Origin of the sequence: Streptomyces sp. AgN23 (genome assembly GCF_001598115.1) — a bacterium.
GTDB classification, from domain to species: Bacteria; Actinomycetota; Actinomycetes; order Streptomycetales; family Streptomycetaceae; genus Streptomyces; species Streptomyces antimycoticus.
Window position 1 is genome coordinate 4,481,442 of the sequence record NZ_CP007153.1, and the last position, 22,365, is coordinate 4,503,806.

The window sequence follows — 22,365 nt, forward strand, 5'->3', positions numbered from 1 at the left end:
ACCGCCGCACCGATGCCCTGAGGCTGTTCACGGCCGTGGCGGGACCAGCCCCTGCAGCAGCAGGGTGAGGGTGAAGGTGAACCGGTCGTGTCCGGTGCCTGAGGTGAGCTCCCGGGCATGGGCGACGGTATGGGGGAACAGGTCGGGCGGCAGCATCCGAAGCCGCTCCTCGATCTCGGCGCGGTCGATCACCCGGCCGTCGGCGTCCTCACTCTGCCGCCGGGCCATGGATGCCTCCAGGCAGTAGCCCGTGATGTAGAGGAAGGCCGCGTCGCTGGTCCACGCCGCCTGTCGGGCGGGCGCGCCACTGGCGAGCAGGATCGCGAGCATCCCCTCGCCGACCCGCAGAGTCGCCAGATCGGCGGGCACCACCGTGAGAGCGGCCTGCGCGATACCGGGGTAGCGCAGAAACTGATCGCGGAGCTGTGCGCACACGTCCATGAACTGGTCCCGCCAGCACGCGGGGTCCGGTGCGGGGAGAGCGACCTGGGAGCACAGCCTGCCGATGAGCAGGTCACCGAGGTCCGCCCGGTTGCGCACGTGCGCGTACAACGACGCGGGGCCGGTCCCCAGCCTCGTCGCGACCATGCGCATCGTCAGGTCCTCGAAGCCGCCCGCCTCGACGGCCTGGAGAGCGGCGTCGATGATGCGCTCCACCGTGATGGGGGTCTTCTCCCGGCCGGCCGCCCGGCGCGCTCCGGTTTCCGATGCGGCGTTCTTGGCCGAGATCAGCGCCGCCCACTGATCCCGGGAGATTGCGTCACGCGCTGCCCGTCGTCCTGCCACGACGCCACTCTATCCGTTGACGAACAATGGTCGTCAATAGAACAATGTTCGTCTAGGTTGACGGGCGAGCCAACGCGAAAGGAATCACCATGACGACCTCGGTCTCGATCATCGGCGCCGGGCTCGGCGGACTCACGCTCGCCCGGATCCTGCACCTCCACAACATCCCCGCCACCGTCTACGAGGCGGAGAAGTCCGCAGGCGTCCGCACCCAGGGAGGACAGCTCGACCTCCACGAAGAGGACGGCCAGCTCGCCCTGGAGATGGCCGGGCTCACCGAGGAGTACCGCTCGATCATCCACCGGGGCGGCGGCGCACGACGTGTCGTCGACGAGCAGGGACGCGTGGTCGTCGACCGGCCGGACGACGGCTCCCTGGCGCGGCCGGAAACACTGCGCGGTGACATCCGTCGGATCCTGCTCACATCACTGCCGCCCGGCACGGTGCGATGGGACAAGAAGCTCGTCTCGGCGACCCCCATCGGAGACGGACGACACCAGGTGTCGTTCGTGGATGGCTCGTCGGCCGTGTCCGAGGTCCTCGTGGGCGCCGACGGGGTCTGGTCCAGGGTCCGGGCGCTCCTGTCGGACGCACGGCCGGTGTACTCGGGCATGAGCTACGTCGACACCTCCCTTCACGACGTCGACACGGCCCACCCGCGCGTGGCCGGTCTCGTCGGGACCGGCGCCCTGTACGCCCTCGTCCCGGGCAAAGGATTCCTCGCCCACCGTGAAGCCGGTGACGTCGTCCACACCTACGTCGTGCTGCACCGTCCCGTGGAGTGGTTCGATGCGATCGACTTCACCGACGCCCCGACGGCGAAGGCACGGGTGGCGGCGGAGTTCGACGGCTGGGCACCGGAACTGCTGGCCTTGATCACCGACGGCGAGTCCGCACCCGTCCTGCGCAGCATCTACGAGCTGCCGGACGACCACCGCTGGGACCGGGTCCCCGGCGTCACACTCCTCGGCGACGCGGCACACGCGACCGTCCCCGGAGGAGACGGAGCCAATCTCGCGATGCTCGACGGCGCCGAACTCGGTATGGCGATAGCGACCCACCCCGACGACATCGAGCAGGCCCTCGCCGACTACGAGAGCAGAATGTTCCCCCGGAGCCGGAAGGCGGCTGCCGCCGCCCACCGCACCATCGACTTCATCTTCGGCGCCAACGCCCCCGCCGGGGTCATCAGCCTGTTCTCGGAAGCCGCTCGATCGCCGGCCTCGTCCGAACACCGATGAGCACCGAAACACGACGAGGGCCCCGCCGGATGGCGGGGCCCTCGTCGTACATGGGATGAGTGGAGATGGCGGGAATCGAACCCGCGTCCACCGGTGTGGAATCAGGACTTCTCCGAGCGCAGTCCGCTGTGATTTTCTCGGCCCCGGAGATCACGCGGACAAGTCTCCGACGGGCTCAGTCACTGTTTGATTTCCCACTACGCCCCGTGACCGGGCTTAGTGGTTTAGTTCCCTAGCTGATGCCAGGATCCGGGTCGGGAACAGCCCCGGGCTGACACTTCGCAAGTCGCTACTTAGGCAGCGAGGGCGAAGGAATCGCGCTTGGTGTTGGCGATTATTGGTTGCGACATATGGTTAACGAGATCATTGCCGCTTCCTCGGCTCGCTTCTCCTGCTTCAACAGCCGCTGTCGAAACCGATCATCCCCATGTGGCCACTATTGAATTAGGTACTGCTCGAATGGTGGTGCCGCGCCCTCGGAGGGGCACAACGCCATCATAGGTGAACAACGCGCGACGGGGCCACATCATTCCCGTCGCCCGGGGCGCGTGCCCGGCTGGTCAGGCCCACTGGGCTGCTCAGACCCACTGGGCTGCTCAGACCCGCCCGGCTGCTCAGGCCCGCTGCCGCCGCCGCGCCGCGGACATCGCCCGCTCGGACTCCCGGCGGTCCTGCCGCTCGCGGAGCGTCTGACGCTTGTCGTACTCCTTCTTACCCTTCGCCAGCGCGATCTCGACCTTGGCCCGGCCGTCCTTGAAGTACAGGGCCAGCGGCACCAGGGTGTGCCCGGTCTCCTGCGTCTTGCCGATCAGCTTGTCGATCTCCGCCCGGTGCAGCAGCAGCTTCCGCCGGCGGCGCGCCGAGTGGTTGGTCCACGTCCCCTGGCTGTACTCGGGGATGTGCACGTTGTGCAGCCATGCCTCGCCGCCGTCGAGCTGGGCGAAGCCGTCCACGAGCGAGGCACGCCCCTGGCGCAGCGACTTCACCTCGGTCCCGGTCAGCACCAGACCGCACTCGTACGTATCCATGATGTGATAGTCGTGCCGCGCCTTCTTGTTCTGCGCGATCAGCTTGCGACCCGTCTCTTTAGCCATAGCGAGGCCATTCTCGCACTAGGACCCACCCCCGAGGCCACTCAATACCGTGCGCGCCCGCGCCTCGGCCGACGGGCCGTCGTCGCCCTTGACCCTCAGGTCCGGGTCGATGCCCTCGCCGTCGACGTTACGCCCGGCCGGGGTCCGGTAGTGGCCCACGGTGAGCTCGGCGACCGAGCCGTCGGGCAGTTCGCTCGGCATCTGCACCGAGCCCTTGCCGAAGGTGCGGGAGCCCACGACCACGGCGCGGCCGCGGTCCTGCAGCGCGCCGGTGAGCAGCTCGGCGGCGCTCATGGTGCCGCCGTCGACCAGCACCACCAGCGGGCTGTCGGTGTCGCCGCCCGGCCGCGCGTCGAGAACTCGCTGGTCACCACGGACGTCATAGGTGGCGACCAGGCCGCCGTCGAGCAGCGAGGAGGCGGCGGTGACGGCCTCGGAGACCAGCCCGCCGGAGTTGCCCCGCAGGTCGAGCAGGATGCCGTCGCCCCGGGGGGTGGAGCGCACCGCCCGCCGGATCCGCTCGCCGGTGCCCTTGGTGAACGAGTCGACCTTGATCCGGACGGCGCCGGGTCTATGGGCGTCGTAGCCGCTGAGCCGGTCGACGGTCACCGGGTCGGTGGTCAGCCGGGCCCGGCGGAGCTCTTGCGTCCACTTCTGTCCGCCACGCCGCAGCCCGAGCTCCACCCGGGTGCCCGGGGAGCCGTCGGCCGGGCCGCGCAGCAGGGCCACGACCTCGGTGACGGGCCGCCCGGTCACGTTCTTGCCGTCGACCGTGCGCAGCCGGTCGCCGGCCCGGATCCCGGCCTTCTGGGCGGGGCTGCCGGGCTCGACGCGCTCGACCGCGATCCGCCCCTGGGCGTCCCGGTGGGCGGAGATCCCGACGCCGACGTACGCACCGTCGAGCTTCTGGCGGAAGCCCTCGTACTCACGGGCGCTGTAGACCGCGCCCCACCGGTCTCCGCTGCGGCTGACCACCTCGCGGGCGGCCTTCGAACCGGACTTCCCGTCCTCCTGTGCCGCGGCCGCGGCCGCCTTGACCTGGTCGCTCTCGACCGCGCCGGCATAAGCACGAGCGGGCATCCCGGCGGGCTGGGGGTCCTGGCGCGGTCCGGGCTCGGCGCCCCAGGAACCGACGGCCGCCCCGGTGGCGAGCACGCTCACGAAGACCAATGTCAGCGCGGCCCCGCGGCGAATGCGGCGGGGCTGGACGAACAAACACGGGCCCGACATGCCGGTGAGTGTAGGGCACCAACAGGCGCCGTACCGGGGGTTGTCCGGTACGGCACCCTAGGCGAATGTCACACCTTGAGGTACTTGCGTAGCGCGAAGAACGCCGCGAGCGCGGGCATGAGCAGGCCAATGGCGAGCACCAGCGGCAGCTTGGCGAGCACCGCGTCCCAGCCGATGAAGTTGATCACATCGATCTTGTCCACCAGCCAGTTGTTGACCAGGAAGTACTGTCCGCTCACCAGCAGTACGCAGGCGAAGCCCGCGCCCAGCAGCCCCGCGATGGCGGCCTCCATGATGAACGGCATCTGGATATAGAAGCTGGACGCGCCGACCAGCCGCATGATCCCGGTCTCCCGGCGGCGGCTGAACGCCGACACCCGCACCGTGTTGACGATCAGCATCAGCGCGACGATCAGCATCAGCGTCATCACGCCGAGCGCCGCGAAGTTCATGCCGTTGAGCAGATTGAACAAGTCGTCGACCAGGGCCTTCTGGTCCTGGACCTCCTGCACCCCGGGCCGCGCGGCGAAGGCCGTGGAGATGACGTCATAGCGCTCGGGGTCCTTCAGCTTGATACGGAAGGACTCCTGCATCTGGTCCGGGGTCAGGGAGTCGGCCAGCGGCGAGTCGCCGAACTGCTCCTTGTAGTGCTTGTACGCCTCCTCACTGGTCTCGAAGTGCACCGACTCGACGATGTTCATCTGCTTGAGCTCGGACTCGATCTCCTGCTTCTGCGCCTCGGTGACCGCGCCCTTGGCGCAGTTGGCCGAGGTCTCCTTGTCGTTCTTGTTGCAGAGGAAGATCGAGACGTTGACCTTGTCGTACCAGTAGCCCTTCATCGTGCTCACCTGCTCGCGCATGAGCAGGGACCCGCCGAACAGGGCGAGCGAGAGGGCGACGGAGACGATGACCGCGAAGGTCATCGTGAGATTGCGGCGGAGACCGACGCCGATCTCCGACAGGACGAACTGGGCGCGCATGGCGTCCTTTCAGTGCTGGTAGCCGTAGACGCCGCGGGACTGGTCGCGGACGAGGCGGCCCTTCTCAAGTTCGATCACGCGCTTGCGCATCTGGTCCACGATCTGCTGGTCGTGTGTCGCCATGACGACAGTGGTGCCGGTCCGGTTGATCCGGTCCAGCAGCTTCATGATGCCGACGGACGTCTGCGGGTCCAGGTTTCCCGTCGGCTCGTCGGCGATCAGCAGCATCGGACGGTTGACGAACGCGCGGGCGATGGCCACCCGCTGCTGTTCACCACCGGAGAGCTCGCCGGGCATACGGCCGTCTTTACCGCCCAGTCCCACCAGATCGAGCACCTCGGGGACGGTTTTCCGAATGGCGGTGCGCGGCTTGCCGATCACCTCGAGCGCGAAGGCGACATTCTCCCCCACCGTCTTGTTGGGGAGCAGCCGGAAATCCTGGAAGACGGTCCCCAACTGGCGGCGCATCTGCGGCACCTTCCAGTTGGACAGCCGCGCGAGATCCTTGCCCAGCACATGGACCGCGCCATGGCTGGCGCGCTCCTCACGGAGGAGCAGCCGGAGGAAAGTGGACTTCCCCGACCCCGAGGAGCCCACGAGGAAGACGAACTCGCCCTTCTCGATCTCGAGCGAGACATCCCGGAGTGCGGGACGGTTCTGCTTGGGGTATGTCTTGGATACGTTGTCGAATCGGATCACTGGAGCACCACGGTGACCTGGGTAGCGGTACGGGCTGCAGCCGAAGCGGCTCCCGTCGGTGAGCGTGACCATACGCGAAGCGCGCACGGGCGCGCAGTCCGCCGTCCGGCGTGGGTGGGTTTCTTCACTGCACTATTGGGGTCAAACGGTTGACAAACCGCCTGTCGTGGCGGCTGAAACGGCCACGAAACCGGTACGGATGCGGCACGGAATCGTGCGGGGCGCGCCGAACCGGACGGAAGCTGGCACAGTGGAAGGGGAACAAACCCATTTCGCTGGGCGTTGGTCCCGTGTCTACTGCGGCACCGCCGCGCGGGAGGAGAAAGCGCATGACGTACGACAGGCTCGTCTGCGCCAACTGCGCGAGCCCCGTCAGCGAGGGCCGCTGCCCGGTCTGCCGGGCCAGCAGGGAGCGTCTGCAGCAGGACGGCATCTTCGGTGGGCTGACGCCGGCCGCGCTGATAGCGCTGCTGGTGGCGCTCATCGCGGTGGCCGTGCTCGCACATGAGATGGCGACGGCATAACGGAGCGTTACGCGGTCTGTACCTCGGGTGTGCCCCCCCGGAACGCATAAGTCGCACACCCTCTGAACGCACAAGGGGCCCGGAGCTCTGGAGAGCTCCGGGCCCCTTACCGTGCGTGGAGCGCGCGATCAGGCGACGTTGTTGCGGTTCACCAGACGCGGCACAAAGCGGAAGCCGATACCGCCGGCGATCATCGTGGCGGCGCCGACCAGCAGGAACGTGGTCTCGGAGGAACCGGTCTCGGCCAGCTGCTCCTTGGCCTTGCCCTGCTCCACCGGCTTGGAGCCGACGTTGTCGGTGCCGGTGTTGTCGTCGCAGTTGGTGCTGTCGAGGTCCACCGTGCAGGTGCTCTCGTCGCCACCACCGCTGCCGCCACCCTGGCCGGGCGAGCTCGGCCCGGCGGTGGGCTCGTCGGTCGGCTCGTCAGTGGGCTTACCGGTCGGCGGCTGAGTGGGCTCATCCGTCGGCTCACCGGTCGGCTCGCCCGTGGGCGGCTGAGTCGGCTCACCGGTCGGCTCGCCCGTGGGCGGCTGAGTCGGGTCGTCGGTCGGCGGGTCGGTCGGCTCGTCGGTCGGCTCGCCCGTCGGGATCGAGGTCGGCTCGTCGGTCGGTTCGTCGGTCGGCTTGCCGTGGCCGTTGCCGATGCCGACACCGACGTCCAGGCCCTTCTCGTCCGCGTTGGCGGAAACGTTCACACCACCGATACCGACATCCACACCAACGGCCGATGCGGCGCCGGCGGCGGTGAGCGATGCGCCGGCGGCGATCACCGCACCGGCAGCTATGCGCGCAACGCGCAGCCGCGTCTTCTTCGTCATCTGCCTGCTACCCCCAGTAGCTGTACTCGTCAATGGAGCAGCTATGCACGGGGCAACGGCTCGGGGTGTCGCATTCTCCGCGGTCCCCATCCCTCTGAGGCGGTCCGCCGGCCCCCGTTCACACGCGCCCCAGTCATACGCATGCCGCGCGTCAGCCTTCCCAGTTTTCAGATCATCGTCAAGGCCATTGCATGCGAGATGTCCACTATGGAAGCGGATGTGGCATGCATGGGTACAGGACTGTGACCAAAACCGCGGTGTACGGGGCCGGTTGGGGGCGAAGCGGGAAGGTTACTTCCCCTGCTCCTGCTGCTTGCGCCAGCGGATCCCGGCCTCCAGGAAGCCGTCGAGCTCACCGTCGAGCACCGCCTGCGGATTGCCGACCTCGAACTCGGTGCGCAGGTCCTTGACCATCTGGTACGGGTGCAGGACGTACGAACGCATCTGGTTGCCCCAGGAATTGCCGCCGTCGCCCTTGAGCGCGTCCATCTTGGCCTGCTCCTCCTGGCGGCGCCGCTCGAGCAGCTTGGCCTGGAGGACGTTCATCGCGGTCGCCTTGTTCTGGATCTGCGAGCGCTCGTTCTGACAGGAGACGACGATGCCGGTGGGGATGTGGGTCAACCGCACCGCGGAGTCGGTGGTGTTGACGCCCTGGCCGCCGGGGCCCGAGGAGCGGTAGACATCCACCCGCAGCTCGGACTCGTCGATCTCGATGTGGTCGGTCTGCTCGACGACCGGCAGCACCTCGACGCCCGCGAAGGAGGTCTGGCGGCGGCCCTGGTTGTCGAACGGCGAGATCCGCACCAGGCGGTGGGTGCCCTGCTCGACCGAGAGCGTCCCGTAGGCGTACGGGATCTGCACGGCGAAGGTGGTCGACTTGATGCCGGCCTCCTCCGCGTACGACGTCTCGTAGATCTCGGTCTTGTAGCCGTGGCGCTCGGCCCAGCGCAGATACATCCGCTGGAGCTGCTCGGCGAAGTCGGCGGCGTCCACCCCGCCCGCCTCGGCGCGGATGTTCACGACCGCCTCACGGGAGTCGTACTCGCCGGACAGGAGGGTGCGCACCTCCATCTCGTCGACCGCCTTGCGCACGGCCTCCAGCTCGGCCTCGGCCTCGGCGCGGGCGTCCGCGTCGCCCTCGTCGTCGGCGAGTTCGAACAGCACCTCGAGATCGTCGATCCGGCCGCGCAGCTCCTCGGCCCGGCGCAGGTGCCCCTGGAGATAGGAGAGCTTGCTGGTGACCTTCTGCGCGTTCTCCGGGTCGTCCCACAGGGACGGGGCCGCCGCCTGCTCCTCGAGCACGGCGATGTCGGCCCTCATCTTGTCGAGGTCCAGGACGGCCTCGATCGACCCCATGGTCGAGGAGAGGGACTTCAGCTCTTCGGATACATCGACGACTGCCACGGGACCAGCGTAACCGCTACCGAAGACTGACCGTCCCCGGTCATGGCGTACCGGGGTCCTGGGAGGCGGAGTGCTCGCCGCCCTTGGGCGGATCGCCGCCGTCGTCGCCGCCCGCCACCAGCCAGCCGCCGATCCCCACCGCGACCAGGGCGGCCAGCGTGATCACGGCCACCTTGAGCCGGCGGCGGCGCAGCGCGCCCGCGACCGCGGGGTTACGGGCCGAGCCCGCCCGGCGCTGGCCGTGCACCCGGGGAGCGCGGGCGGTGCCATGGGCGCCGCCCGCGAGCTCGTCCGCGCTGGGCACCCGCATGCTGGTGTGGGTCTCGCGGCTGGAGTCCGGCACCGCGCCGGGGACCAGGGGCACCGCGCCGCGCCGCCGCGAGGTCGTGTGTACGGGGCCGGAGCCGGGCCCGGCGGGCGCGGAGACGCCGCGGTGCGGAGTCTCCGCCTCCGCGCCCTCCCGCTGCTCGCCCTCCTGCTGCTCATCGGGCTCGTCGATGTCCAGCGGCGGATATCCGGCCAGGCTGGGCAGCAGCTCGCGCAGCCGGGTGGCCAGCTCGGAGGCGCGCAGCCGGGAGGCGGGCGCCTTGGCCAGGCACTGGAGGAGGAGCTGCCACAGCTCGTCGGGGATCCCGGGCAGCGGCGCCACGGTCTCGGTCACATGGCGGCGCAGGATCGCGCCCGGATGGCCGCCGCCGAAGGGCGTGAAGCCGGCCAGCATCTCGTAGAGCACCGTCGCGAGGGCGTACACATCCACGCTGGCCCGGGGCGGCAGCCCCTCGACGATCTCGGGAGCCAGATAGTCCGGGGTGCCGATCACGCTGCGCGGGTTCGGCGAGCGGCCCTGGGAGGAGGCCCGGTCGCGGGCCGGCTGGGCGCGGATCGGGGTCGGCTCGTCCACCAGGCGGGCGATGCCGAAGTCGGTGAGCAGGGCGGGGTGCGCACCGCCGGGGCCGAGCGGGCCCCCCATGTCCAGCAGTACGTTCTCCGGCTTGACGTCGCGGTGGACGACCCCGGCGGCGTGCGCGGCGGACAGCGCGTCGGCGACGTCGACCGCGATCGCGACGGCGGCCTCGGGGGCGAGCCGGCGCTCGCGGTCGAGGCGGGTGCGCAGATCCGTACCGCGGATCAGGTCCATGACCAGCGCGAGGTCATTGCCGTCGACCACCAGGTCGCGCACCCCGACCACCCGGGGGTGGTCGAGGCCGAGCAGCACGGTGCGCTCCTGGACGAAGCGCTCCACGAGCTCCTGGTCGGAGGAGAGGTCCTCGCGCAGGAGCTTGATGGCGACGGGGCCCTCGGGTCCCTCGCCCAGCCACACCGTGCCGGCGCTGCCGCGCCCCAGGAGCTGGTGCGCGGTGTACCGACTGCCGATCTTCCGTGACAAGACTGCTCCGAATCCTCCGACAAGGGGGGCACGTTGGCGACAAAGCTACGCGGCTACTGGCGCGTTGGGTGCACCAGACAACGCCAACTGTCACTTCTGCGGCGGAAAACACCCTTCGGATGTCGACAAATCACCGGAGTCGGAGGTGGGGAGGCGAGGATCGGGCCGAGAGTCGGCCCGGGACCGGGGGCGGATCAGCTGCCGGGACCGCCGAGGTCCTCGATCCACTTCTGGACGTCCTGGGCCCAGCCGGTGACCGCGTCCCAGTAGCTCTGCCCCTCGGCGATCCAGTCCTTGAGCGGGGTCAGCTCCCAGATCAGCCAGGAGCCGATGACCAGGACCACGATCACGAACAGACAGCCCTTGAGGCACCCCAGACCCGGGATCTTCATCCGGTTGGGGCTGGAACCGCGCTGCCGGGGCTCCCCGCGCGGCTCCGGCTGCTGCGGCGGCGGGGCGTAGCGCTGCGGCTGGGGCTGCTGGGGGTGGTGCGGCGCCGGGGCGTACTGCTGCGGCTGCTGCTGGGCGTACGGCGGCGGCTGCTGGCGGCCCCGCCGGCGCTGGGGCGGCTGCTGAGGCTGCTGCTGGGGCTGCTGATACTGCTGCGGCTGCTGGTATTGCTGCTGCTGATACGGCTGCTGGGGCGCGGCGCGGTGCGGGCGGCGGCGCAGCGGGTCCTGGCTCGGGTCGAGGTACTGGACCTGGGTCTGCTCATTGCGGTCGCGGGCCGCGCGCAGCTGGTTCTGCCAGGGGTGCGGATCGTCCTGGCCCGGCGGCACGGGCGGCATGGCACGCGTCGGGTCGGCACCTCCGGCCGGTCCGGAGCCGCTCGGCAGCACCTGGGTGGGGTCGGCATTGCCCCCGGCGTTCGCCCCGGTGGTCGGCATCACATTGGTGGCCGCGGCCGGGTCGTACGAGGGGGTGCCCCCCGGTGCGTTCGGGAGCACCTGGGTCGGGTCGGCCGAGTCCGCGGGCGCGGTGTCCGGGACCGGCGCGGGCGCCGGGTCCGGGGCGAGCAGCGCGGCGACACCGAGCGCCGCCTCGGCCTGCGCGGCGGAGGCGTGCACCCCGACACCGGCGGCGACCACGCGCAACGCACGGGCCAGGCTCTCGGCGCTGGGGCGCTCCTCGGGCCGCTTGCGCAGACAGCGCTCTATGACGGTCCACAGCGGCTCGGGCACGGTCGAGGGGCGGCGCGGCTCCTCGCTGAGGTGGCGGTGGAGGACCTCGAGGGCGGTGTTGCCGGCGAACGGCGGACGGCCGGTGACCAGCTCGTAGAGCATGATGCCCGCGCCGTAGATGTCCACCGCGGAGGTCTGCGGACGGCCCTCGGCGGACTCCGGCGCCACATAGGCGGGGGTGCCGACGAACTCCTGGGTGCGGGTGAGGCCGGGCGAGTCGGCCAGGCGCGCGATGCCGAAGTCGGTCAGCATCGGGTGCATCTCCTGGCCCTCACCGGTGCCCGCGAGCAGCACGTTGGCGGGCTTGAGGTCGCGGTGCACGACGCCGTCGGCGTGGCTGGCGGCGAGCGCGTCCGCGATCTGGGCGGTGAGGAGGGATGCGGCGACGGGGGTGAACGGGCCGTTGCTGCGCAGGTATTTGTGCAGATCCGGGCCGTCGATCAGGTCCATGACCAGGGCCAGCAGATCACCCTCGACCACCAGGTCACGGGTGCGGACGATATTGGGGTGGGTGAGCCGCAGCAGCACCGAGCGCTCGCGGAGAAAGCGCATGACGATGTCCGCGTCGTTCGCGAGCTCCTCCTTGAGGACCTTGATCGCGACGGTCTCGCCGGGCTGCCCGGCCACGGCGGCCTCGGCCCCCGCCGCCTCCCGCTGGCTGGCCCGCCACACGGTGCCCGTGGCTCCGCGCCCGAGCGGCTCCTCGAGCAGGTACTTGCTGCCTACCGGCCGCACGTCATGCGCTCCCTGATCGTGGTCTTACATCGGTGGTCTGCGATGGTCTGCTTACTGCTCTGCTGGACTGCTCTACTTGCTGCTCTGCTGGACGGTCTGCTTGACGGTCTGCATGTGGTGCTCGTCCGCACCACTGTAATGGCGACGCACGGTGAGCCCTATCCGATCACCACACGAGGGTCCGGCGCGGGGGAAGACGTGTGATCCGGACAGATGGTTGCCAGTGTTGGTCCAGGCCGCTCGATCGCCGCTCGATCCGGCACCGCCGGGCGTCTCAAGGGCGGCCGTTCCGGTCGCAATCAGCCAGTTTCGGCCGACTAGCCGACCAATCAAGATCATGTGGCGCCGGGCGGCGGGCGAAGTGTCGGTGGCAGGTGCGAGGATGCAGGCAGCACGGAGCGCCGAGCGGTTGGGGGCTCACGCTCCGTGACCCGTACGACCCCGTACGGACCTGTACGTGCCGAAGGGCCTGGGGGCGGTGGTGGGGGTCGGCACCCCTGCCCGGCCCCCCGGACAGAAGGGACCGTTGACGGCGATGCAGATTCGGCTGACCGTCCTCGGGCCGCGCAGCGCCCACCCGGGCCGTTCCGGCCACCATCCTGCGCCCGCGTCCGCGCCGCATGCCCTTATGGGCGCGGTGGACGTGCTGGTCACCGCCCCTGTCGGCACGGCCCTCGCCTCGGTGGCCAGCGGGCTCGCCGACGCGGTCGCCGCGGCCGGGTACGAGGCGGGGGGCGGCGGCAGTGGCGGCGGCGCGGTGGTGCTGTACGCGGGCGGTGAGCGGCTGGACCCGCAGCGCTGCGCGCTGGGCGAGCCGCCGCTGGTGGACGGCGCGGTGCTCTCCCTGCACACCCCGGCCGACCCCGACTCCGGCCACTACCCCGGCTATCCCGGCCTCCCCGAGACCGCCGTGGCCGACGCCACGGTCCATCTGGACGTGGTCGCGGGGCCCGACGCGGGCGGCGTCCATCTGCTCCACGGCGGCCAGGTCCGCATCGGCCGCTCCGCCGACGCGGACGTTCCGCTGGACGACCCCGACGTCTCCCGGCTGCACTGCGCGGTCACGGTCGCCGAGGACGGCCGCGTGACCATCGCCGACCTCGGCTCGACCAACGGCACCGCCGCCGACGGCGTCCCCGTGGGCACCCATCCGGTGCCGCTGGAGCCGGGGGCGCTGCTGCGGATCGGCGAGTCCGCCCTGCGGCTGCGCGTCCCCTCCGCGGATTCCGCGTTCCCGTCGGCCCCCTCGCGCCTTCCGGTCCACGCGGACGGGGAGGGCCACCTCCGCGTCACGCCCGCCGGTGACCACCCCACCCACGCGGAGGGCCCCTGGACCGGCGCCCCCCAGTCCGCCCCCACCCGCTCCGCCGAGGGCACCTGGACGCCCCCGGACCACCGCCCGGGCACCGGCTGGACGCGGGTCACCCGGCCCGGTGACGAGCCTCACGCGGCGTCCGGCGCGCGCGGGGAGGGCGCGGGCACCGGGGCGCGGGACCCCCGCGGGGGCGAGGAGGGCTGGGGCCCGGGCACGGGGACCGCCGGGGGGCGCGACTCGGGAGCCGCCGGAGCCCACGACACAGGCGCCGGGACCCGGGGCGGGGCAGGCGGCCAAGGCCACCGGAACGACGACAGCCGGGGCCCCGGCTCGGGAGCCGCCGGAGCCCACGACACGGGCGCCGGGACCCGGGGCGGGGCAGGCGGCCAAGGCCACCGGAACGACGACAGCCGGGGCCCCGGCTCGGGAGCCGCCGGAGCCCACGACACAGGCGCCGGGACCCAGGGCGGCACGGGCGGCCACGGCCACCGGAACGACGGATGGCACCCCGGCGAGGGGGCCGTCGGCGGAGCCCGAGGCGGGGCAGGCGGTCGCGGGTCCGGCCACGAGGACCAGGACGGGCGGGCTGACCGCCGGCCGGCCGGCGACGGCTCGGTGAACCCGGGCGGCTCTCCTTACGGCGCCGCGGGCGCCGGTCGACGGGGTGAGCGGCCGCGTGGCGAAGGACGCGGCGAAACGGGCGGACGCGGCCGGGGCCCGCAGGGCCCCCCGACCCCCGCCGACCAGCCGTACGACGACCCGTCCACCGCCCCCACCCGACGCGGCGAGCGCGTCCCCCGACCAGGAGCCGCCGGACACGGCCCGGCGGGGCAGCCCGAGCGGCCCGCCCAGGACCGGCCCGGCGCGGGCGGCAGCGGCGGGCAGCCGTACGGTCAAGGGCGCGGCGAAGCCCCCGAGCGTGCGTACCCCGGCGGCCGGCCGGGGCCGCGCGGCGAAGCCCCCGAGCGTGCGTACCCCGGCGGCCGGCCGGTGCCGCGCGGCGGGCACGGCCCGGCCGACCGCCCGGCCGACCGCCCGGCCGACCCTCGCCGCACAGGCCACGGCGCGGCTCCCGGCGACGCGGGTTACGGCGACTCGCCGTACGGCGGTGCGGGCGCGGGCGCGGGCCGCGGTCGGCAGGGCGATGGCGACGCGGGTTACGGCGCCGCCCCGGGCGGCGGGCAGCCGTACGGCCAAGGGCGCGGCGACACGGACGGAGGCGGCCGACGCCCCCAGCGGCCCTGGTCCGTCGGCAACCAGCCCGCCGACGCGAGCCCCGGCGGCTCGCCCTACGGCGGCGCGGACGCAGATCACAGCCGCCACCACGACGGTGACGCCGACTCCGGGCGGCAGCCGGGTCCGGGCACGGGTCACAGCGCCCCCCGGCGCGGCGGGCAGCCGTACGACGAGGGACCCTCCGCCACCGGCGGACAGCCCGCCGACGCGGGCCACCAGGGAGCGCTGCATGACGGCCCATCAGCCGCTTCCGGACAGCGCAGCCCCTACCCCGGCGGCCGGCCGGGCGCCGGGCCGCACGGCGGACGCGACCCGGGCGACCGCTCGGCCGACACCGGGCGGCCGCGGGCCGGGGGCTCCGGGGCCGGCGGCGCCGGGCGGCGGGGGACGGGCGACCGTACGCATGCCGGGGCCTATGCGCTGGACGCGCCGGGGGCGCAGGCGCGGCGGCGCGGGATAGGGGCCTGGGTGCGGCAGTTGGCCGGGGGGAAGGCGGCCGAGCGGGGCGGGGCGCGGGAGGACGGGGGCGGGCGGGGCGCGGCGGAGCGGGCGGCCGCGGAGGCAGAGGTGCTGCAGCGGCGGTGGCCGGATCCGGCCACCGTGTTGATGACGGCGTTGGGGCCCGGCTCCCGGTTGTGGGAGCGCACCCAAGGACATCCGGACGCGCTCACCGTGCGTCTCGGCTCGGCCGACCAGCTGGCGGCCGACGGCGGGCTGCTCGTCGCCGCGCCCGTGACCGTCGATCTGCGGCAGTGCGGCTCGCTGGGGCTGGCGGGGCCACGGGCGCGGGTGGCGGGGCTCGCCCGGTCCGTCGTGGCGCAGTTGGCGGCCCTGCACTCACCGGCCGCGCTGGAGATCGTGCTGATCAGCGGCGAGGAACGACTCGCGGAGTGGTCGTGGCTCGGCTGGCTGCCCCAGCTCCAGCCGATGCGCGGCCAGGACTGCCGCCTGCTGCTCGCGTATGACGGCGAACAGGCCACGGCCCGTACGGACGAGCTGACCCGGCGGCTGGAGGACGGGCCGCTGGGCCCCGGCTGGGCGAGCGCCTCCCCCGCCGCCGCGGCGGCCGCGGCGGCGCGCCACGTCGGGCCGCGCACCGTGGTGGTCGTGGACGGCGCCCCCGGTCCGGCCGCGCTGCACGACACGCTCGCCCGGCTGGCGGTGAGCGGCTCGGCGGCCGGGATCCATCTGCTCTGCCTGACCGAGGCGCCCGCCGCGTCGCCCTTGTCCCCGCTGCCGATGAGCTACGAGGCCGCGTGTGCCGCGTCCGCGGCCTTCGCGGCCTCCGGGGTGGCGGCCGTGCTGAGCGGCGACGTGGCCACGGGGCTGCAGATCGTCCATGCGGACGGGGACGGAGCCACGTCCGGCATCGCCGGGGTCACTGGCGTCTCCGGGATCACCGGCGCCACCGGCGCCACCACGACCGTCACCGTGGACGCCGTGTCGGCGGCGTGGGCCGAGCGGTTCGCGCGGGCGCTCGCGCCCCTGCGCCCGGCCGCCTCCGCGCAGGGCGGCGCGTTCGGCGGCCCCGATGGCCCGCCGGCCGTTCCGCTGCCGGACTCGGCGCGGCTGCTGGACGAGTTGGGCCTGGCGCGGGCCACGCCCGCGTCGCTGCTGGCCCGTTGGGCCGCCGCGGCGGACGAGGTCCCGGCGGGCGGCCGGGCGCTGGCGGTGCTCGGCGCCGGGCCGCGCGGCGCGCTCGCGGTCGATCTGGCCGCCGACGGTCCGCACGCGCTGATCGACGGCACGGCGGGCACCGGTAAGACGGAGCTGCTGCGCTCGTTCGCCGCGTCGCTCGCGGCCGCCGAACGGCCGGACCGCCTAGAGCTCATTCTCATCGACGGAGCCGGCGCCGGGGCCGGAGCGGGCGAGGGGCTGCGGGTGTGCACGGATCTGCCGCATGTCTCGACGCATCTGGCGGCCACCGACCCGGTACGGATGCGGGAGTTCGCGCAGGCACTCAGCTCGGAGCTCAAGCGCCGCGCCGAGTTGCTGGACCGGCTGGACTTCCCCGCCTGGCACGCCCGGCCCCACCACGGCGATGGCGAGGGCGACGGCCGGAGTGACGGCGCCGCCGACCCGGGCGGCACCCCTGGCGCGCCCGGCGCCGGTTCGGCCCGCGTCGTCGCGCCCCGCCCGCCCGGCGATATCGACCCGCCGCCCAGCGACACCCTCCACACGCTCAATCTGCGCACTCGGCGCACCGCGGACGCGGCAGCAAGCCGCTCCCGCCCCTTCCTCCCCCGTCTCGTCGTGCTCGTCGACGACTTCGACGCGCTGGTGGCCCCGGCCCTGGGCAGCCCCGGCCGCCCGGCGGCCGGTTCGGTCGTCCGCGCCCTGGAGGCGATCGCCCGCGACGGCGCCCGCCTCGGGGTGCATCTGGTCGTGGCGTCCGGCCGCCCGGACCGTACGGCGGACACGGTGGTCGTCGAGCGGGCCGGACTCCGGATCGTTCTGGACCCGCGCCCGCTGAACCCCGCACACCCCGCCCGCCACGGGGAGGCCGAACGGCCCGATACAGCCCCCGCCGCATCGCCACGCTCGGTCACACCCACCCCCGCGGCCACGGCCGCGGCCGCCCCGGGCGGCGACCCGGCCCCGGGCCGTGGGCGGCTGTTCCGCCCGGAGGACGCCGGAGGGACCCCGTTTCAGGCGGGCCGGGTGACCGGACGGATACCGCGCACCGCCACGCAGCGGCCCACCGTCGTGCCGCTGGAATGGCGGCGGATGGGCGATCCGCCCGCCCGCCGGCCGCTGCGCGAGCTGGGAAACGGCCCCACCGACCTCGCACTTCTCGCCAGTGCGCTGCAGCGCGCCGCGCAGTCGGCCGACGCGCCCACCGCACCCGCGCTGATCTGACCGCCCCTGATCGCCCGCCGGCCGCCAATGCCCACCGCAGGCCACGCCCTGCCCGTTTCCTGACCGTTCCCGGGCGATCCCGCCGTTCCTGACCGGCTTTCCGAACCGTTCTGCCCAACCTCCCGTCTGACCCACCTGCCCCGTTCTCTGACGATCGTTCATCACGGCCCGGTCACGATCCGTGAGTGAACGCCGGACGCAGTATTGCCACGTTCGGTGACCGGGCGTAGGACTACTCGCACGGGACACGGCCGCACGGGGGCGGTCGGCATCGGAGGGAACACGGGGATGCACGTATCGCTTCCTGCGAAGCGTTCGACACGAGCTGCGGTGGCCCTGCTGGCGGCGGGAGCACTCATGCTCACCGCCGCGGGCTGCGGCGGTGACGACGGAGACACGGTGAGCGGCGGTCCGCCGCCGAACACCGTGAAGCTGCCGAATCTCAAGGGGCAGAAACTCCAGGTCACCGCGGTATGGACGGGCACCGAACAAGAGAACTTCACCAAGGTGCTGAAGGAGTTCGAGAAACGCACCGGCGCCAAGGTCTCCTTCGTGCCCAGCGGTGACGACATGGCGGGCTTCGTCGGCTCGAAGGTCGCGGGTGGCGCCCCGCCGGATGTCGCGATGGTCGGACAGGTCGGCGTGATGCGCGAGTTCGCCCAGAAGGGCTGGGCCAAGCCGCTCGGCGCCGAAGCCAGTGCCGAGCTGGCCAAGAACTACGCCAAGGGCTGGCAGGACCTCGGCTCGTACGAGGGCAAGCCCTACGGGGTGTATTTCAAGACCAGCAACAAGTCCCTGCTCTGGTACAACACCTCCGCGTTCGACTACGCGGGCGCGAAGGTGCCGAAGACCTGGCAGGAATTCCTGGCGCAGGCCCAGTTGATCTCCGACTCCGGCACCGACGCGGTCGCGATCGGCGGCCAGGACGGCTGGACGCTCACCGACTGGTTCGAGAACGTCTATCTCTCCCAGGCGGGCCCGGAGAAGTACGACCAGCTCGCCCAGCACAAGATCAAGTGGACCGATCCGTCGGTGAAGAAGGCGCTCGAGACGCTCGCCGAGCTGTGGGGCACCAAGGGCCTGGTCGCGGGCGGCCGGAGCGGCGCGCTCCAGACCGCGTTCCCGGACTCGGTCACCAAGGCGTTCGGCAACAAGGCGGAGCCGGACGCGGGCATGGTCTTCGAGGCCGACTTCGTCGCCGCCAACGTCGCCGACGCGGGCGCGGAGCTGGACCAGGACGCGAAGGTGTTCCCGTTCCCGGCGGTGGGCGCGGACGCGCCGGTGGTGACCGGTGGCGACGTCGGCGTGGCGCTGAAGAACAGCAAGGCGGCGCAGGCGCTGCTCACCTTCCTCGCCTCTCCGGATGCCGGGACGATCTGGGCCCAGTCCGGCGGATTCATCTCGGCGAACAAAAACGTCAAGTTCAGCGCCTATCCCAATGCCTCGATGCGCAAGATCGCACAAGCGCTGATCGCGGCGGGCAATGACTTCCGGTTCGACATGTCCGACCAGGCTCCCGCCTCCTTCGGTGGCAAGCCGGCCCAGGGCGAATGGAAAGCGCTCCAGGACTTCCTCAAGAACCCGGGGAATGTCGAAGGCATCCAGCGCCAGCTCGAAGCGGATGCCGCCAAGGCGTACAAGAACTGACCACTCGACCGGGAGAACCACATCATGTCGACCGCGACAGCGGACGGCGCGGCCACACCTGGCCGGGCATCGTCCGCCCCACCGGCACAGCGTCCGGGCGCCAAAAAGAAGAAAAGCGTCATGGGCACCCGCCCCTGGCTGGCGGCGGTGTTCCTGCTGCCCGCCCTGGTGCTGCTCGGGGCCCTCGTCGTCTATCCGATCGGCTACTCCGTCTACCGGAGCTTCTTCGACGCCTCGGGCAATGGCTTCGTCGGCCTGGACAACTACCAGGAGATGTTCTCCGACGACGCCACCAAGACGGCGATCAAGAACAACATCATCTGGCTGATCCTGGCCCCCACCGTCTCCACCGCGCTGGGCCTGATCTTCGCCGTGCTCACCGAGCGGGTGCGCTGGGCCACCGCCTTCAAGCTGGTCGTCTTCATGCCGATGGCGATCTCGATGCTGGCGGCGGGCATCATCTTCCGGCTGGTCTATGAGCAGGACCCGGACAAGGGCGTGGCCAACGCCATGTGGGTGAGCGTGCATGACTCCTTCAGCGAGTCTCCGCCGTTCCCCGGCGCCCATCCGCGTCCCACCGCCGGGCTGACCGAGGCGTCGGGCGGCTCGTTCACCACCAAGGACGCCGTCCGCGCCGGCACCCCCACCTCGCTGCCGCTGGTCGCGGCCAAGCGCGGGGACATCAGCGACGCGCAGGACGCCAAGGCCGCCAAGGCCGAGCCGGGGAAGGTGACCGGCACCGTCTGGTTCGACTTCACCCGGGGCGGCGGAGGCGAGCAGGGCACCATCGACAAGGGCGAGAAGGCGATGGCCGACCTCAAGATCGAGGCGGTCAAGGACGGCAAGGTCGTCGCCCGGACGACCTCGGCGGCAGACGGTACGTACACCCTCCCGGCCAAGGCCGAGGGCGCTCAACTGCGGCTGCCCGCCTGGAACTTCGCCCAGCCGTACAACGGCGTGGACTGGCTCGGCCCGTCCATCGTCACCCCGGCCATCATCGGGGCGTACGTCTGGATCTGGGCCGGTTTCGCGATGGTGCTGATCGCGGCAGGGCTCGCGGGGGTGCCGCGTGAGCTGATGGAGGCCGCGCGGATGGACGGCGCCACCGAGTGGCAGGTCTTCCGGCGGATCACGGTGCCGATGCTGGCGCCGGTGCTCTCGGTCGTCGTCGTCACACTGATGATCAACGTGATGAAGATCTTCGACCTGGTGTACATCATCGCGCCGGGCCCCTCGCAAGACGACGCCAATGTGCTGGCGCTCCAGCTCTTCCAGTCGTCCTTCGGCACCGACGTCAACCAGGGCCTCGGCAGCGCCATCGCCGTGCTGCTGCTGTTGCTCGTGCTGCCCATCATGTTCATCAACATCCGCCGGATCCGAAGGGAGAGCCGCCGATGACCAGCGCGGACACGGTCGTACAGGCGAAGCAGTCCCTGGTCGCGCGGATCGCGGCCCGCGCCGGCGGCGGGGTGATGCGGGTCGTCCTCCTCCTGATCGGCCTGCTGTGGCTGATGCCGACCGCCGGACTGCTGCTGTCCTCCCTGCGGGACCCGGCCGAGGTGGACCTCTCGGGCTGGTGGAAGGTCTTCACCGACCCCGGACAGCTCACCTTCAGCGGCTATGACGAGATCCTCGGCAATCAGCAGATCACCGACTCGCTGTGGACCACGCTCGCGATCACTGTCCCGGCGACGCTGCTGGTCGTGGTGATCGGCGCCCTGGCCGGTTACGCCTTCGCCTGGATGGACTTCCCCGGCCGCGACTGGTGGTTCCTCATCGTGGTCGGCCTGCTGGTCGTCCCGGTCCAGGTCGCGCTGATCCCGGTGGCCAAGCTCTTCGGCGAGATCGGCATCTTCCAGACCACCACGGGCGTGGTCCTCTTCCACACCGCCTTCGGTCTCCCCTTCGCGATCTTCCTGCTGCGGAACTTCTTCGCGGAGATCCCCCGCGAACTGCTGGAGGCGGCCCGCCTGGACGGCGCGGGCGAACTGCGCCTGTTCCTGCGCGTCGTGATGCCGCTGGGCGGCCCGGCCATCGCCTCGCTGGGCATCTTCCAGTTCCTGTGGGTCTGGAACGACATGCTGGTCGCCCTGATCTTCGCGGACAGCGGCAACCCGCCGATCACGGTCGCCCTGCAGCAGCAGGTCCGGCAGTTCGGCAACAACATCGACATCCTCGGCCCGGGCGCCTTCGTCTCGATGCTCATCCCGCTGGCGGTCTTCTTCGCCTTCCAGCGGCAGTTCGTGGCGGGAGTGATGGCGGGCGCGGTGAAGTAACGCCCCCGAACGACGGGCGGCCCGGCACCCAGGGGGTGCCGGGCCGCCTGACCTTCATGTTCTGCAGTGACCATTCGAAGGACGAACCCGGCCGCAGCGGCCCCGGCGGCGTCTTCCGCGCCGGGGTGATCTCCGGTCCAGCTCGCCCAGTTGTCGATATCCGTGTGCAGACGCCAGACCGTCGTCAGAGGCGCCTTGATGAGAACGCCAATAAACTTCGGGGTGTAAGGTTACGGAGTGGAGAAGACCAGCGCGGCAGGCCCGGCCGCACCGAAACGGGCACGCGCGCGCAACCGCCGCGGCGAGGGCAGCCGCCTGCGCGAGGACATCATCTCCGCCGCCGCGGCACTGCTCGACGAGACCGGCGACGAACACGCCATCACCTTGCGGTCGGTCGCCCGCAAGGTGGGCATCGCCGCCCCGTCGATCTACCCGCACTTCCCCGACCAGCCGGCCATCATGCTGGCCGTCGTACAGCGGGAATTCGCCGAACTGGAAACCCTCCTGCGCTCCGTCGCGCAGGAGGCCGGTGACGACCCACGAGGCCAGCTATACGCCGTCTGCCGGTCCTACCTCGCCTTCGCGAAGAGCCACCCCGAGCGCTACCGCACGATGTTCGGCGGCCTCTGGATGCCGACCCTGGGCGACAACTCCCTGACCGAGGAAGACCTTGTCAGCCTCGGCTCGACGGCCATACAGGTACTCGTCGACGTACTCACGGACTGCGCCGCCGCGGGCCAGTGCGCCATCAGCGACCCGGGGCTCGACGCGATCACGCTGTGGCTCAGCCTGCACGGCCTCGCGCACCAGCGTGCCGTCATCCGGGCCTTCCCCTGGTCCGAGGAGAGCATCGCCGACTCCATCATCGCCAGGATCACCTGCCTCAAAGACGCCTGATCACCGCCCCGGGCAACACCTGATCGCCACCTCCGGGCACCTCACACACCCCGCAC

At 71.7% G+C, this 22,365-nt stretch carries 16 protein-coding genes and 1 other RNA gene; 7 read left to right on the plus strand and 10 right to left on the minus strand.

The window, feature by feature from the left end; translation table 11 throughout:
- Positions 1 to 27 precede the first annotated feature (27 nt).
- Positions 28 to 786 (minus strand): TetR/AcrR family transcriptional regulator, encoded by a 759-nt coding sequence (locus AS97_RS19275; protein WP_059144534.1) that lies wholly within the window; start codon positions 784 to 786, stop codon positions 28 to 30.
- Between the two features lie 89 nt (positions 787 to 875).
- Here AS97_RS19275 and AS97_RS19280 point away from each other — a divergent pair, with 89 nt between their 5' ends.
- Positions 876 to 2,027 carry an NAD(P)/FAD-dependent oxidoreductase gene (locus AS97_RS19280; protein ID WP_059144535.1) on the plus strand — a complete coding sequence of 384 codons (1,152 nt, stop codon included), beginning with the start codon at positions 876 to 878 and terminating at the stop codon, positions 2,025 to 2,027.
- 57 nt (positions 2,028 to 2,084) lie between these two features.
- Here the strand turns inward: AS97_RS19280 and ssrA are convergent.
- From ssrA to ftsE, 5 genes are all read right to left on the minus strand, one after another.
- Positions 2,085 to 2,454: a transfer-messenger RNA gene (ssrA, locus tag AS97_RS19285) on the minus strand.
- A 187-nt stretch (positions 2,455 to 2,641) separates the two neighbouring features.
- A complete protein-coding gene (gene smpB, locus AS97_RS19290; RefSeq protein WP_059144536.1) occupies positions 2,642 to 3,121 on the minus strand; it encodes an SsrA-binding protein SmpB in 480 nt (159 codons plus the stop codon).
- An 18-nt stretch (positions 3,122 to 3,139) separates the two neighbouring features.
- Positions 3,140 to 4,351 (minus strand): S41 family peptidase, encoded by a 1,212-nt coding sequence (locus tag AS97_RS19295; protein WP_059144537.1) that lies wholly within the window; start codon positions 4,349 to 4,351, stop codon positions 3,140 to 3,142.
- A 68-nt stretch (positions 4,352 to 4,419) separates the two neighbouring features.
- The gene (ftsX, locus tag AS97_RS19300) at positions 4,420 to 5,331 is read right to left on the minus strand and encodes a permease-like cell division protein FtsX (protein WP_020870885.1); all 912 of its coding nucleotides are present in this window, start codon (positions 5,329 to 5,331) and stop codon (positions 4,420 to 4,422) included.
- A 9-nt stretch (positions 5,332 to 5,340) separates the two neighbouring features.
- Positions 5,341 to 6,030, minus strand: coding sequence for a cell division ATP-binding protein FtsE (gene ftsE / locus AS97_RS19305; protein WP_059144538.1), 690 nt, complete (start codon positions 6,028 to 6,030; stop codon positions 5,341 to 5,343).
- A gap of 329 nt (positions 6,031 to 6,359) precedes the next feature.
- Between ftsE and AS97_RS19310 the strand changes: the two genes are divergently transcribed.
- Positions 6,360 to 6,554, plus strand: coding sequence for a hypothetical protein (locus AS97_RS19310; RefSeq protein ID WP_059144539.1), 195 nt, complete (start codon positions 6,360 to 6,362; stop codon positions 6,552 to 6,554).
- Positions 6,555 to 6,682: 128 nt separating this feature from the next.
- On the opposite strand, the gene AS97_RS19315 is transcribed toward AS97_RS19310, so the two are convergent.
- The 4 genes from AS97_RS19315 to AS97_RS19330 form a co-directional block, all read right to left on the minus strand.
- Positions 6,683 to 7,372: a PT domain-containing protein gene (locus AS97_RS19315; RefSeq protein ID WP_086706662.1), complete on the minus strand. Its 690-nt coding sequence runs from the start codon at positions 7,370 to 7,372 to the stop codon at positions 6,683 to 6,685.
- 291 nt (positions 7,373 to 7,663) lie between these two features.
- Complete coding sequence (gene prfB / locus AS97_RS19320; protein ID WP_059144541.1) at positions 7,664 to 8,776, minus strand: peptide chain release factor 2; 1,113 nt, start codon at positions 8,774 to 8,776, stop codon at positions 7,664 to 7,666.
- Positions 8,777 to 8,816: 40 nt separating this feature from the next.
- Positions 8,817 to 10,163, minus strand: a complete 1,347-nt coding sequence (locus AS97_RS19325; RefSeq protein ID WP_125758144.1) for a protein kinase — start codon at positions 10,161 to 10,163, stop codon at positions 8,817 to 8,819.
- Between the two features lie 194 nt (positions 10,164 to 10,357).
- Positions 10,358 to 12,079, minus strand: coding sequence for a serine/threonine-protein kinase (locus AS97_RS19330; protein ID WP_210565350.1), 1,722 nt, complete (start codon positions 12,077 to 12,079; stop codon positions 10,358 to 10,360).
- A 535-nt stretch (positions 12,080 to 12,614) separates the two neighbouring features.
- Between AS97_RS19330 and AS97_RS19340 the strand changes: the two genes are divergently transcribed.
- The 5 genes from AS97_RS19340 (at position 12,615) to AS97_RS19360 (ending at position 22,309) form a co-directional block, all read left to right on the plus strand.
- Entirely contained in the window at positions 12,615 to 17,489 is a 4,875-nt protein-coding gene (locus AS97_RS19340) for an FtsK/SpoIIIE domain-containing protein (RefSeq protein WP_247204424.1), read from the plus strand.
- Between the two features lie 288 nt (positions 17,490 to 17,777).
- The gene (locus tag AS97_RS19345) at positions 17,778 to 19,136 is read left to right on the plus strand and encodes an extracellular solute-binding protein (RefSeq protein WP_059144545.1); all 1,359 of its coding nucleotides are present in this window, start codon (positions 17,778 to 17,780) and stop codon (positions 19,134 to 19,136) included.
- Positions 19,137 to 19,160: 24 nt separating this feature from the next.
- The gene (locus AS97_RS19350) at positions 19,161 to 20,534 is read left to right on the plus strand and encodes a sugar ABC transporter permease (protein WP_210565351.1); all 1,374 of its coding nucleotides are present in this window, start codon (positions 19,161 to 19,163) and stop codon (positions 20,532 to 20,534) included.
- Entirely contained in the window at positions 20,531 to 21,412 is an 882-nt protein-coding gene (locus tag AS97_RS19355; protein ID WP_059144547.1) for a carbohydrate ABC transporter permease, read from the plus strand. Before AS97_RS19350 ends, AS97_RS19355 begins: the two co-directional genes overlap by 4 nt.
- A gap of 237 nt (positions 21,413 to 21,649) precedes the next feature.
- Positions 21,650 to 22,309 carry a TetR/AcrR family transcriptional regulator gene (locus AS97_RS19360; RefSeq protein WP_210565352.1) on the plus strand — a complete coding sequence of 220 codons (660 nt, stop codon included), beginning with the start codon at positions 21,650 to 21,652 and terminating at the stop codon, positions 22,307 to 22,309.
- Positions 22,310 to 22,365 lie beyond the last annotated feature (56 nt).

What these genes read in the sequence shown, in the direction of transcription:
- AS97_RS19295 (WP_059144537.1), bottom strand. Translation starts at nt 4,351, where the DNA reads ATGTCGGGCCCGTGTTTGTTCGTCCAGCCCCGCCGCATTCGCCGCGGG.
- AS97_RS19280 (WP_059144535.1), top strand. Translation starts at nt 876, where the DNA reads ATGACGACCTCGGTCTCGATCATCGGCGCCGGGCTCGGCGGACTCACG.
- ftsX (WP_020870885.1), bottom strand. Translation starts at nt 5,331, where the DNA reads ATGCGCGCCCAGTTCGTCCTGTCGGAGATCGGCGTCGGTCTCCGCCGC.
- AS97_RS19310 (WP_059144539.1), top strand. Translation starts at nt 6,360, where the DNA reads ATGACGTACGACAGGCTCGTCTGCGCCAACTGCGCGAGCCCCGTCAGC.
- smpB (WP_059144536.1), bottom strand. Translation starts at nt 3,121, where the DNA reads ATGGCTAAAGAGACGGGTCGCAAGCTGATCGCGCAGAACAAGAAGGCG.
- AS97_RS19340 (WP_247204424.1), top strand. Translation starts at nt 12,615, where the DNA reads ATGCAGATTCGGCTGACCGTCCTCGGGCCGCGCAGCGCCCACCCGGGC.
- AS97_RS19355 (WP_059144547.1), top strand. Translation starts at nt 20,531, where the DNA reads ATGACCAGCGCGGACACGGTCGTACAGGCGAAGCAGTCCCTGGTCGCG.
- AS97_RS19345 (WP_059144545.1), top strand. Translation starts at nt 17,778, where the DNA reads ATGCACGTATCGCTTCCTGCGAAGCGTTCGACACGAGCTGCGGTGGCC.
- AS97_RS19315 (WP_086706662.1), bottom strand. Translation starts at nt 7,372, where the DNA reads ATGACGAAGAAGACGCGGCTGCGCGTTGCGCGCATAGCTGCCGGTGCG.
- AS97_RS19350 (WP_210565351.1), top strand. Translation starts at nt 19,161, where the DNA reads ATGTCGACCGCGACAGCGGACGGCGCGGCCACACCTGGCCGGGCATCG.